Annotated in this window: 11 protein-coding genes; 8 read left to right on the top strand and 3 right to left on the bottom strand. The window is 63.7% G+C overall.

The window, feature by feature from the left end; translation table 11 throughout:
- Positions 1-159: 159 nt before the first annotated feature.
- Genes AC3WLP_RS24935 through AC3WLP_RS24945 form a run of 3 tightly spaced genes read right to left on the bottom strand, consistent with a single transcriptional unit; the run spans position 160 to position 5098 of the window.
- A complete protein-coding gene (locus AC3WLP_RS24935; protein ID WP_014755895.1) occupies positions 160-2091 on the bottom strand; it encodes an ATP-binding protein in 1932 nt (643 codons plus the stop codon).
- Complete coding sequence (locus tag AC3WLP_RS24940) at positions 2088-2978, bottom strand: ABC transporter substrate-binding protein (RefSeq protein ID WP_014860316.1); 891 nt, start codon at positions 2976-2978, stop codon at positions 2088-2090. Before AC3WLP_RS24940 ends, AC3WLP_RS24935 begins: the two co-directional genes overlap by 4 nt.
- The gene (locus tag AC3WLP_RS24945; protein ID WP_003251502.1) at positions 2978-5098 is read right to left on the bottom strand and encodes a TonB-dependent receptor plug domain-containing protein; all 2121 of its coding nucleotides are present in this window, start codon (positions 5096-5098) and stop codon (positions 2978-2980) included. Before AC3WLP_RS24945 ends, AC3WLP_RS24940 begins: the two co-directional genes overlap by 1 nt.
- A 275-nt stretch (positions 5099-5373) precedes the next feature.
- On the opposite strand from AC3WLP_RS24945, the gene AC3WLP_RS24950 reads away from it, so the two are divergent.
- From AC3WLP_RS24950 to AC3WLP_RS24985, 8 genes are all read left to right on the top strand, one after another.
- Positions 5374-6399 carry an NAD(P)H-dependent glycerol-3-phosphate dehydrogenase gene (locus tag AC3WLP_RS24950; RefSeq protein WP_014755898.1) on the top strand — a complete coding sequence of 342 codons (1026 nt, stop codon included), beginning with the start codon at positions 5374-5376 and terminating at the stop codon, positions 6397-6399.
- A gap of 36 nt (positions 6400-6435) precedes the next feature.
- Positions 6436-6783 (top strand): DUF4389 domain-containing protein, encoded by a 348-nt coding sequence (locus AC3WLP_RS24955; protein WP_003251499.1) that lies wholly within the window; start codon positions 6436-6438, stop codon positions 6781-6783.
- On the top strand, positions 6780-7238 hold the full coding sequence (gene sixA, locus AC3WLP_RS24960) for a phosphohistidine phosphatase SixA (RefSeq protein ID WP_012051746.1): 459 nt from the start codon (positions 6780-6782) through the stop codon (positions 7236-7238). Before AC3WLP_RS24955 ends, sixA begins: the two co-directional genes overlap by 4 nt.
- Positions 7239-7400: 162 nt before the next feature.
- Positions 7401-7775, top strand: coding sequence for a hypothetical protein (locus AC3WLP_RS24965; protein WP_017148204.1), 375 nt, complete (start codon positions 7401-7403; stop codon positions 7773-7775).
- Positions 7776-7867: 92 nt separating this feature from the next.
- The gene (locus AC3WLP_RS24970) at positions 7868-8656 is read left to right on the top strand and encodes an alpha/beta fold hydrolase (protein WP_014755900.1); all 789 of its coding nucleotides are present in this window, start codon (positions 7868-7870) and stop codon (positions 8654-8656) included.
- Positions 8653-9507: an alpha/beta hydrolase gene (locus AC3WLP_RS24975; protein WP_014755901.1), complete on the top strand. Its 855-nt coding sequence runs from the start codon at positions 8653-8655 to the stop codon at positions 9505-9507. The genes AC3WLP_RS24970 and AC3WLP_RS24975 overlap by 4 nt, the downstream gene beginning before the upstream one ends.
- A 109-nt stretch (positions 9508-9616) precedes the next feature.
- Positions 9617-10411: a DUF4892 domain-containing protein gene (locus tag AC3WLP_RS24980; RefSeq protein ID WP_014755902.1), complete on the top strand. Its 795-nt coding sequence runs from the start codon at positions 9617-9619 to the stop codon at positions 10409-10411.
- 12 nt (positions 10412-10423) lie between these two features.
- Positions 10424-11473: an AI-2E family transporter gene (locus tag AC3WLP_RS24985; RefSeq protein WP_003251487.1), complete on the top strand. Its 1050-nt coding sequence runs from the start codon at positions 10424-10426 to the stop codon at positions 11471-11473.
- The last annotated feature ends 167 nt before the right edge of the window (positions 11474-11640 follow it).

An 11640-nucleotide genomic window follows, 5' to 3' on the forward strand; every position in this document is an offset into this window, starting at 1 on the left:
GGCCCGAAAACCAAGCGCTTCGGGACGGCAGCCTACAGGTAGACTATTGCGTTGTGGTGAAAGTCACAGCGCACCTGGTGAAAGAAGTACAGGTGTGCACTGAAACGTCTATTTTCAGGTCCGATGAAGGTCCTGTCCAGTGTTTAAGACTGCCGCACTTTAGCATTTATCGCCAGTCGCGGTTGTCTGACCGGGTAACCAGCGCTGCAGCACCTGCTGCAATTCGGTACGGCGCAAGGGTTTGCTCAGGTAATCGTCCATACCGGCGGCCATGCAACGTTCGCGGTCGCCCTGCAACGCGTTGGCGGTCAGGGCGATGATCGGTAGCCCGGCGCCGTTGGGCAACTGGCGGATGCGTCGGGTGGCTTCATAGCCGTCCAAGTGCGGCAGGCGGCAATCCATCAGCACGGCAGCAAAGCGCTGCCGGCCGACCCGCTCGACGGCTTCAAGGCCATCTTCTGCCGTGCATACTGCCAGCCCCAGGCTGCGCAGCATGGCTTCCACGACGCTCCGGTTGACCGGATTGTCCTCCACCAGCAGTACCTGATCATTGTCCGGCACCGTCGTTTGTGCGGCCGTTGGCGGCGTCAACGGGACGGGGGCAGGGGTGGCGAGGGTCAGCGGCATCTCCAGGGTAAAGGTCGAACCCAGGCCCTCACGGCTTTCACCGCGGAGCTTGCCGCCCATGCGTTCGGCCAAGGTACGAGCGATCGACAGCCCCAGCCCGGTACCGCCATAACGACGGGAAATCGAGCTGTCGGCCTGCTGGAAGGCGACGAACATCATTTCCAGGCGGTCGCTGTCGATGCCGATGCCGGTGTCGCGCACGCTGCAGGTCAGCCAGATCAGCTGCCGGTCGAGCACCTGCCAGCGTGCGTCGACCTGCACCTGGCCACGTTCGGTGAACTTCAGGGCGTTGCCCACCAGGTTCAGCAGGATCTGGCGGATGCGCGTGGGGTCGCCGTTCACCTGCAACTGCTCGATGCCGGCCGGCAGTTGCAGGTGCAGGCCCAGGCCGCGTTGCTGGGCGCTGTGCTGGAACGACTGGACACTGCTGGTGATCAGCTCGCCCAGGTTGAAGTCGATGTGCTCCAGCTGCAGCGCGGCGCGTTCGATGCGCGAAAAATCGAGGATGTCGTTGATGACCTTCAGCAAGTGCCCGGTGGACTCGCTGGCCACTGCCGTGTAATCGGCCTGTTCATTGCTCAGCGGCGTGGTTTCCAGCAGTTGCAGCATGCCCAGCACGCCATTCATCGGGGTGCGCAACTCATGGCTCATCATCGCCAGGAAATCCGATTTGGCGCGGTTGGCCTGTTCGGCCTCCTCGCGGGCCTGTATCAGTTCGGCAATGGCCTGCTTCTGTTCAGCACTGGCCTGTTCCAGGGCGCTGGCCAGGTTGTTGATGTGGCGGGCCAAGTGGCCCAGCTCGCTGTCGTCGACGACCGGCAAGGGGGTGTTGTACTTGCCTTGCTGAATCGCCTTGACCGCATGGCCCATGTCGCTGATCGGCTTGGCCAGACTCAGGGCCAGGCGGCGTGCCAGCAAGAAGGTGAACAGCAGGGCGAACAACGCCAGGATCCCGGCCTTGATCACGATTTCCTGCTGGCGCTGACTGAAGGCGTCATCGGACATGCCGACGATCACGCGGCCCAGGTAGTCGTCACCGATGGCCGGGGTGGTGGCTTTACCCTGTTGCAGGAAGTCGTTGTCCAGGCGGATTTGCTGCAGGCGAATGGGCGCCTGGAACACTTCGACCCGTTGCGCGCGGTTGGCACTTTCGTCGGACTGCTCGACGTACACCAGGATGTGGTTGCGGCTGTCCTGCACTTCCAGAAAGCGTACGTGCGGGATGCTGAGGGTGGCACGCATCAGCCCTTCAAGCACTTCGTTGTTGCCCGAAATCACCCCATACTCCGACGCCGGTGCCAACTGGTTGGCGATCAGTTGCCCGGTGTGGTTGAGTTCCTGGCGCAGGTCCTGGATGCGTACGAAGGTAAAGAAACTGATCAAGAGCAAGGTCAGCAGCAGGGCGGGGCCGAGACTGATGATCTGCGTGCGGGTATGAATGTCCCAGCTCAAGCGTTTGCTCATGGGGTGGGTTCTCCCTCGGCCAGGGCCTTGACGGCGGCGTTCTGATCGATCGGTTCAAGACCCAGGGCCCGGGCCACCTGCTGGTTGCCACTGACCCCGTAGCGCACTGGGTACAGGCTGCGCGGCCAGCGTGTCGGCGGCTGGTCGAGCAACTGGTCGAGCACCCACAGCCAGTCGTCCTGGTCGCTGTAGGTACTGGCCAGGGCGCCGGCGCGAACGAAGCCGGCGTTCGGGCCGATCAGTGCCATCTGCCGGCCATAACTGCTCAACAGCAGGTTCTTTGCGGTCTTGGAGTTGTACAAGTCAGGGTCGTCCAGGCCCAGTAGCACATCGCTGTTGCCCAGCAGGTGCTGCAGCGGCCGGTTGTCACGCGGGTCGGACCAGTCCTGGGCCACGATCTCCAGGCCTAGCGGCCGTGCAGCATGGCGCAGTTCGTCCAGCAGAAAGCTGCTGTGCTCGCCGTACAGCACGCCAACGCGCCTGGCCTGCGGCAACAAGTAGCGTGCCAGGCGCAGTTGCCGTCCCAACGGTGCGTCGCTCCACAACAGTGTGAGGAACGCGGGGCGCGACTTTCCCAGGCGCTGTTCAGCCTGTACCCGGCTGACCCGCATGACCAGCGCCGGTGGGCCGGCGGTTTCTCCCAGGCGCCATTCCAGTGCTGCGTTGTCGAGCAGGATCAGGCGTTGGTCGGCTTTGAGCTTGCCCGGGCGCGGCAGTTCGGTGGTGGTGCGAAACTGCACATGATCGTGTGGCCGGCGGCTTTCCAGAGCGGCGATGAAGCTGCGTACACCGGGCTGGTCCTCAGCCCCAACCAGCAGGACTTCGCTGGCGGACAAAGGCCCCAACGGCCACAGGCAGAGCAGCAACAGGCGCAGCAGCAGGGCCATCAGAACTCCAGCTCCGCGCTCACGCTCAGGCGGTGACGGCTGTCGTAGCGGTTCTGCAGGGCCGAGGTCGGTTCATCGTCCAGGCGCTGCTGCCACAGCGCCGCCAGCTCCAGGTTGCTGCCATACACCCGAAAACGCTTGGCCAGGCGCAGGTCCAGACGCTCGTAGCGGTACTGGTTGAGGGCATCGTCACCGTAATAGAACAGCGCGCTCGACCAGCCGGCACCCCATTCGCGCATCCACCCGGCCGAGCCGCTGTTGCGGGCGCTAAGGCGACGGTCGTCGGGGTTACTGGCCCAGGCATCGACGTAAGCATAGGTCAGGCGCAGGCGGTCGCGCAGGGTGGGGCGCCAGTCCATTTGCGCCTCGCTGCCGCTGAAACGGGCCTTGTTGGCGTTGCTGGCGATGTACTGGTTGTTCCTCAGCGGCTCGCTGATCATGCCGGTGATCTCGTCGTAGAACAGCTTCACATCCAGGCTCAGGTCGATGTCGCTGAAGTAGCCGTTGTAGCCCAGCTCGCGCGAGCGCATGCGCTCCTGTTCAAGGTCGCCAGGGCCACGGGTCTTGACGAAGTACTCACCGTTTTGCAGCTTGAATGCATTAGGGGTCGGGGTCAGGTTCTTGACCGTGTAACTCCAGTTGACGTTGTTCTCGAACATGTCTGGCGAGCGCACAGCCTCGGAATACACCGCACGCAGGCCATGGCGCGGGGTGATCAGGTAGTTGATCGCCACCCGCGGGGTCAGCGAGCTGCCGGACAGGCGGGAGTCCTCGAGCATGGCGCCGCCCTGCAGGATCCAGTGCTCGTCGGCGCGCCATTCCAGCTGGCCGAACAGGCGCCAGGTCTGGTCGTCGATGCTGCCGTTGAAGTAGGTCTGCGAGTCGGCACGATCATAGCGGTAGTTCATGCCGCTGAGCAGGCGCAGGCTGTCGGTCAGGCTCAGGGTGTCCTGGATTTCCAGGTCGTAGCGGGTTTCGCGGGTGCTCTGGTCGACGTCGCCGCAGACCTGCTGATCTCCACCTTCCTTCCATTGCTGTTTCACCTTTTCCAGGAGCTCACTCAGGACAGGGTCGCTGGTCGAAAGTGGTGTTCCTCCAGCGATTCCGCGCGCTACTTTCTCGGCAAAATCGGGATTGATTTGCCAGATCTGAGTCAATTCGGGGCTGAACGACTGCAAGGCATCACAGGCGCGCCACACTTGCTGGCGATCAAAATGCTGGGCTGAGCCCTGGATATAAAGGCTGTGTTCAGCGCTGAAGTCTTTGGTCCAGCGCAACGAGCCGGCATAGTCCTTGGCGTTGACGTCGGCATTGTTCCCGGACTCGTACTGCTGGAACACCGGCTGGTAGGTGTAGGGCCGCTGATTGCTGCCTTCCTTGGCCGCCAGTTGCCACTCCAGGGTCTGGTCGACCGCCAGGTTGTGGTTGGCGCTGAGGTTGAAGCGGGTCAGGCGGCGGCTGTCGCGGTAGTCCTGGCCGAACTGGTTCTCATCGAAGCCGTCGTCCTGTTGGCCCGACAGCGACAGGCGCATGTCGCCACCGTCCCAACCGAAGCCGTGGCTGGCATAGAAGTCGTTGATGCCGTCCTGGCCGCGCGTCACTTTCAGCCGTGTGCCATGGCTGTCGGCGGGGTTGCGGGTGAGGATGTTGACCACTGCCATCAGCGCGTTGGCGCCATAGCTGACGGTGTTCGGGCCGCGGAACACCTCGATGCGCTCGATGTCCTCCATGGCCAAGGGGATGTCGCTCCAGTCCACCGTGGCCAGGCCTGCGCGGTACACCGAACGGCCATCGATCAGTACCTGCATGCGCCGTGCGTCGTTGACGTTGCTGCCGTGGTAGTTGACCGTGGGTTGATTGCCGGCACCGTAGCCGATCATCATGCCCGGTACCAGGCGCAGCAGTTCGGGGATGTCACGGGCACCGCTGGCGCGAATCAGTTCGCTGTCGAGTACGGTCATGCTGCCCGGGACAGCGGCGGGGGATTGTTTCAGGCGTGTGGCGGTCAGAACCTGTGGCAGGTCGGGGGTGTCGATGAACAGGTCGTCGGCCGCAGCCTGGCCGCCGAGCAGGGCGGTCAATAACAGCAGGCGCGGGTACGGTGGCGTGCCAGGGAACACGGAGCGGCCTTTGTTTCAGGATTGAAACAGGCATGGTAACTGACCTTGGCGTATTTTCCAGTGATCTGCAGCGGTTTTGCAGCGTGCCTGTCTTGACGCTTTCGTGGGGGCGGAAATCGAGCGCCGCCGGCGCGGTGCATCGCGAGCACGCTCGCGCCTGCATTTGTTGCAACGTGGCCATGACAGTGTGATCTGCGTTGCTGACCTTGGCGCATGGCAGGCGAGCCGTATAATGGCGGGGTCGCCACTTAACTTTTGGCTTTAATGGATTGGATATGACTGAACAGCAACCTGTTGCGGTTCTGGGCGGCGGTAGCTTCGGCACCGCCGTGGCGAACCTGCTGGCGGAAAACGGTGTGCCGGTGCGTCAATGGATGCGCGACCCGGCGCAGGCCGAGGCCATGCGTGTGAATCGCGAGAATCCGCGCTACCTCAAGGGTATCCGCCTGCACGATGGGGTTGAGCCGGTCAACGACTTGCTGGCCACCCTGCAGGCCAGCGAGCTGATCTTCGTTGCCCTGCCATCGAGTGCCTTGCGCAGCGTGCTGGCACCGCATGCCGAGCTGCTGCGCGGCAAAGGCCTGGTCAGCCTGACCAAGGGCATCGAAGCGCAAAGCTTCAAGCTGATGAGCCAGATCCTCGAAGAAATCGCCCCCGAGGCGCGCATCGGCGTTTTGTCAGGGCCCAACCTGGCGCGCGAAATCGCCGAACATGCACTGACTGCCACAGTGGTGGCCAGTGAGCACGAAGATCTGTGCCAGCAGGTACAGGCCGTGCTGCACGGGCGTACCTTCCGCGTCTACGCCAGTGCCGACCGTTTCGGCGTCGAACTGGGCGGTGCATTGAAGAACGTTTACGCGATCATCGCCGGCATGGCTGTGGCCTTGGGGATGGGCGAGAACACCAAGAGCATGCTGATTACCCGGGCCTTGGCCGAGATGACCCGTTTCGCCGTCAGCCAGGGCGCCAACCCCATGACCTTCCTCGGCCTGGCCGGTGTCGGTGACCTGATCGTCACCTGCTCCTCGCCCAAGAGCCGCAACTATCAGGTTGGCTACGCACTGGGGCAGGGTCAAAGCCTGGAAGAGGCAGTCAGCCGCCTGGGCGAAGTGGCCGAAGGTGTCAACACGCTCAAGGTGCTCAAGACCAAAGCCCAGCAAGTGCAGGTGTACATGCCGCTGGTGGCCGGCCTGCATGCCATCCTGTTCGAAGGCCGCACGCTGAACCAGGTGATCGAGCACCTGATGCGCGCCGAGCCCAAGACCGATGTCGATTTCATTTCCATCAGCGGTTTCAACTGAGCCCTTGGCGGCTCTGACACGAGCAAGGAGCAACACATGAACGATACGCCCGAACGCGCCCAGCGCGAGTCGATCATCCTGCGGGTGCTGTGGATGCTGGTGTTCCTGGTGGTCTGGCAACTGGCCGAGTTGCTGTTGGGTGGCCTGGTGCTGGTACAGCTGATCTACCGACTGGTGTATGGCGCGCCCAGCGCCAGCCTGATGAACTTCGGCGACAGCCTGAGCCAGTACCTGGCACAGATCGGTCGCTTCGGCAGTTTCCACAGCGACCAGAAGCCATGGCCGTTCGCAGACTGGCCGGCCCCGCGTGCGCCGGAAGGTGAAGCCGCGCACGCCGTGGCACCGGCCGCGCATCCGGTGCGTGACGAGGAACCCAAGCTGTGAAGCTGTGGGTGCTGCGCCACGGTGAAGCTGAGCCGCGGGCCAAGACAGATGCCGAGCGCCGGTTGACGGCCCATGGTCGCGAGCAGGTGCTGCACAGTGCGGCTTACCTGATCGGGCAGCCACTGCAGGCGATTGTCGCCAGCCCTTACGTACGCGCCCAGCAGACCGCCGCGCTGGTGCATGACACCCTGGGTTTCGCCGAACCGGTGCGCACCGTGCCCTGGCTGACACCCGAGGGTGATGTACAGCAGGTCATCGGCGAAATCGAGCGCCTGGGGCTTGAGCATGTGCTGCTGGTCAGCCACCAGCCGCTGGTAGGCACCTTGGTCGGTGCACTGGAGCACGGCCACAGGCAACAGCCGGCAGCCATGAGCACTGCCAGCCTGGCAGAACTGGAAGGGGAGTGGCCGCTGGCCGGGTTGATGACGCTTCGGGCCATCCACTCACCCGCGTGAACGTCCCATGGCGTGTGCAGGCCACTGTTTCGCTCGCGTCTGCATGCTGGCATGGGTAAAGAGCGATAAGGCAACTGGCATTTTTGTCAGTTGTCGCACTTCACCACCGCTTGTTAGCGTTGCCACATGGCAAACATCAGGGAACGGCGAATGAGGGGTGAAATGCTGGAGCTGTTGCGCTCCCTGGACCTGCAACCCACCCTGGAACAGGTTGACCAAGGTACTTCGCTGGATTTCGCCCAATACAGCCTGCTGCGTGAATCGGCCGATGCCAAGCTTTACCACCTGATGCGCAAGGTGAACGACAACCCTGGGCTGGACCCTGTTGCGAGGCAACAATGCGAGCAGGACCTGCGGACGCTGCAGGACGCCTGCCTGCGGGTCTCGCACCTGCTGCAAACCAGTTGTCTGGCCTTGCGCCGCCTGCAACTGGACTACCAGGACCAGCGTCTGGCCCGCGAGGCGCTGGAGAGCCAAGTGGCCTATATGCAGGCCTGCCTGCGTCGGTCGCTGAGCAGTTTCGACCGCTCGGCATGACCTGATCCCCCTCGCCGATGACCTTTATGGACATTGCCGAACCGCCCCGCGATGCCGACAATGGGCCATCATTCCGGTCCGGACCAGGCGCCATGTCGCAGCAGATCTTCTTCGCCCATGCCAACGGTTTCCCATCGGCCACCTACGGCAAGCTGTTTGCAGCGCTGGCGCCGGACTATCAGGTGCAGCACCTGGCCCAGCACGGGCATGACCCGCGCTTTCCCGTGGACGAAAACTGGCAAAGCCTGGTCGATGAATTGTTGCATCACCTGGCGCAGCAGGACCAGCCGGTCTGGGGCGTCGGCCATTCGCTGGGTGGCGTGTTGCACCTGCACGCGGCATTGCGCTGCCCCGAGTACTACCGGGGGCTGGTGATGCTCGACTCCCCGGTGCTCACCCGCGCTGATCAATGGCTGCTGCGTACAGCCAAGCGCTTTGGTTTCATTGACCGCATCACACCGGCCGGGCGTACCCTGGGGCGTCGCGAAACGTTCAATGACCGCGACAGCGCCCGGGACTATTTCGCTGGCAAATCACTGTTCCGCCATTTCGATCCCGATTGCCTCGACGCTTATGTAGAACATGGCCTGCAGGTGGTGGAACAAGGGCTGCAGTTGCGCTTCGACCCTGCTACTGAAATCAGCATCTACCGCAGCATCCCGCATACCAGCCCCGCCCCTGCGCGCCAGTTGCAGGTGCCGCTGGCCATGGTGCGCGGCAACCGGAGCAACGTCATTCGTCGCCACCACACCTTGGCTGTGCGCAGTATGCCCAAAGGTGAATACCACAGTGTACCGGGTGGGCACATGTTCCCGCTGGAGCGCCCGGCCGACACTGCCAGCCTGATCAAGGGCCTGTTCGACCGCTGGAGCCAGGCATGAGCGCACACGTTGAGGAAATTCGTCTGAGCCTGGGCCATATCGAACTGGCTGCACACCTGTTCGGCCCCGAAGACGGGCTGCCGGTGATTGCCCTGCATGGCTGGCTGGACAATGCCAACAGCTTTGCCCGCCTGGCACCGCAACTGAAAGGTCTACGCCTCGTCGCCCTGGACCTGGCCGGCCATGGTTATTCGGAGCACCGCCCGCTTGGCGCCGGTTATGCCCTGGCCGACTATGCCCATGACGTGCTGCGCGTGGCCGAGCAACTGGGTTGGCCGCGTTTCGCCCTGCTGGGGCATTCGCTGGGCGCGATCATTTCGGTGCAACTGGCCGGTGCATTGCCCGATCGGGTCAGTCACCTGGCGCTTATCGACGGCGTGATCCCGCCGACTGGCGCCGAGCAGGACGCAGGTGAGCGCTTAGGGATGGCACTGCAAGCCCAGTTGCGGCTGGATGGCAAGCGCAAGTCGGTGTATGCGACATTGGAAGCAGGGGTGCAAGCCCGGATGAAAGGCATGGTCGCGGTCAGCCGTGAAGCGGCGGAGCTGCTGGCCCAGCGTGGCCTGATGCCGGTGCCCGGTGGCTACAGCTGGCGCAGCGACAGCCGGCTGACCCTGCCCTCGCCGGTGCGCCTGAGCGAGGCCCAGGCCATGGCCTATGTGCGGCGGGTGAGTTGCCCGGCGCTCTTGGTGGTGGCCGCCGACGGTATGCTGGCGCGCCACGCCGGGTTGCTGGAGCAGCTACCCTTTGAACAGGTGACACTACCCGGCGGCCATCACCTGCACCTGAACGATGCGCAGGGCGCGGCCCTTGTTGCAGACTGTATCAATCGCTTCTTTGGCTTTGCTTGACTTGCACCGGACAAGTGTCGAGGCTTGGCGGGTTGAACAGGGAGACAACCATGCAACTGCCAGACATCCTGGAGCTTCAATTCGGCGCTGAGCGCCGCCTGGTTCGCCAATGAGCGTACCCGTTTCCATTCGCACTGCCTTGGCTGCCTGTCTGGTGCTCGCCACCCCCGTGTCGTGGGCCGGCGTCCTGCCGGTCCCGCAGGACGCCAAGGTGGTCGATCAACGCCCGGCGACGGAACAGGAGCGGGTCTACCCGATGGGCCCGCTACGCAAGATCAGTGGCCGCCTGCGGGTCGATGACAAAGTCGAAAGCCGCGGTCAGGTCAGCTCGGTAACCTACGAATTGCCCGTCGAGCGGACTGCACGCGAGGCCTTCACCAGTGCCCGCGAAGCACTTGTGCGCGAGGGTGGCTACCCGTTGTTCTGGTGTCAGGGACGTGATTGCGGTGAGGCCAGCCTGTGGGCCAATGATGTGTTCGCCAATGCCCGCCTCAACGGAGGCGACGAGCAGCAGGCGTTCATCCTGCTACGCCGCTCGGCAGACGAGGCCGACACCCTGGTCGCGCTGTACAGCGTTACCCGTGGCAACCGCCGTGCCTATCTGCATGTGGAAGAGTTCATCGCAGGCAGCCCGCTGGGCGAGCTGCTGCCAACCGCCGCCACGGTGCTGCGCGAAATGCGTGACACCGGCAAGCTCGACTACCCTGACCTTGCTGCGCCGCAAGACGCCTGGGTAAACCTGCTGGCCCGCAGCCTGAACCTTGACAGCACCTTGCGCGTCAGCCTCAGTGGCGCCCAGGCTGAGGCCTGGCGCGAGGCGCTGGTCAAGGCTGGGGTGCGCAATCGCCGTCTTGAAGTCGGCAGCGCGCCTACAGACGGCCTGCACCTTGAACTGATCCCTTGAACGAGCACCCTCATGGTTAACAATGATCGCCTGCTGGTCCAGATTCTGCTGGTGGCGTTGCTAGGTGCCGGCCTGTGGGTGATGGCACCGTTCATATCGGCATTGCTGTGGGGGGCCATCCTGGCTTTTGCCAGCTGGCCGTTGATGCGCTTCCTTACGCGCCTGCTGGGCGGTCGTGAGACGCTGGCAGCCGGCCTGCTGACCATGGCCTGGATCCTGATCGTGGCACTGCCGCTGGTGTGGCTGGGGTTCAACCTGGCCGATCACATCCGCGACGCTACGGCGTTCGTGCGTGACGTGCAGGTCGACGGCCTGCCCGATGCACCGGCCTGGCTGGGTGGCATTCCATTCGTTGGCGAGCGTCTGGTCAACGGTTGGCAATCGCTGGACCAGCAAGGCGCAGCCTTGCTTACCTCGATCAAGCCTTACTTTGGGCAGGTGGGCAACTGGTTGCTGGCGCGCAGCGCGCAGATCGGCAGCGGCGTGCTGGAACTGACCCTGAGCCTGGTGTTCGTGTTCTTCTTCTACCGCGACGGGCCACGCTTGGCGGCATTCGTGCTGCGCTTGCTGCACCGGCTGGTGGGCGAACGCGCCGAGTATTACCTGGACCTGGTAGCCGCTACCGTGCAGCGGGTGGTCAACGGGGTGATCGGCACGGCGGCCGCGCAGGCCCTGCTGGCATTGATCGGCTTCCTGATCGCCGGGGTGCCCGGGGCGATCGTGCTGGGGTTGGTGACCTTCATGCTCAGCCTGATCCCCATGGGGCCGCCACTGGCCTGGATCCCGGCCACCGCTTGGCTGGTGTGGAAGGGCGAATACGGCATGGCGGTGTTCCTGGGCGTCTGGGGCACCTTCGTCATCAGTGGCGTGGACAACGTGCTCAAACCGTACCTGATCAGCCGTGGGGGCAACCTGCCGCTGGTGATCGTGCTGCTGGGCGTGTTCGGCGGCTTGCTTGCCTTCGGCTTCATTGGCCTGTTCATCGGGCCGACCTTGCTGGCGGTGGGCTACAGCCTCCTGCTGGACTGGAGCCGAAACGCGGCGCAGCCGCCACAACAGTAAGCCTGCGTCGGCCCTTTTGCGGGCTTGCCCGCTCCCACAGGTACCACACAGGCCGTTAAGGCTGTGCAGTGCCCGTGGGAACGGGCGAGCCCGCGAAGAGGCCGTTACAGGCAAACCACAACGCTGATCTTTACGCATTCTTTATCCCCACCCCCATCCCCCGATCT

The sequence above is a fragment of the Pseudomonas sp. FW305-E2 genome, from assembly GCF_058782925.1.

What these genes read in the sequence shown, in the direction of transcription:
- AC3WLP_RS24935 (WP_014755895.1), bottom strand. Translation starts at nt 2,091, where the DNA reads ATGAGCAAACGCTTGAGCTGGGACATTCATACCCGCACGCAGATCATC.
- AC3WLP_RS24985 (WP_003251487.1), top strand. Translation starts at nt 10,424, where the DNA reads ATGGTTAACAATGATCGCCTGCTGGTCCAGATTCTGCTGGTGGCGTTG.
- AC3WLP_RS24955 (WP_003251499.1), top strand. Translation starts at nt 6,436, where the DNA reads ATGAACGATACGCCCGAACGCGCCCAGCGCGAGTCGATCATCCTGCGG.
- AC3WLP_RS24965 (WP_017148204.1), top strand. Translation starts at nt 7,401, where the DNA reads ATGCTGGAGCTGTTGCGCTCCCTGGACCTGCAACCCACCCTGGAACAG.
- AC3WLP_RS24980 (WP_014755902.1), top strand. Translation starts at nt 9,617, where the DNA reads ATGAGCGTACCCGTTTCCATTCGCACTGCCTTGGCTGCCTGTCTGGTG.
- AC3WLP_RS24940 (WP_014860316.1), bottom strand. Translation starts at nt 2,978, where the DNA reads ATGGCCCTGCTGCTGCGCCTGTTGCTGCTCTGCCTGTGGCCGTTGGGG.
- AC3WLP_RS24975 (WP_014755901.1), top strand. Translation starts at nt 8,653, where the DNA reads ATGAGCGCACACGTTGAGGAAATTCGTCTGAGCCTGGGCCATATCGAA.
- AC3WLP_RS24970 (WP_014755900.1), top strand. Translation starts at nt 7,868, where the DNA reads ATGTCGCAGCAGATCTTCTTCGCCCATGCCAACGGTTTCCCATCGGCC.
- AC3WLP_RS24950 (WP_014755898.1), top strand. Translation starts at nt 5,374, where the DNA reads ATGACTGAACAGCAACCTGTTGCGGTTCTGGGCGGCGGTAGCTTCGGC.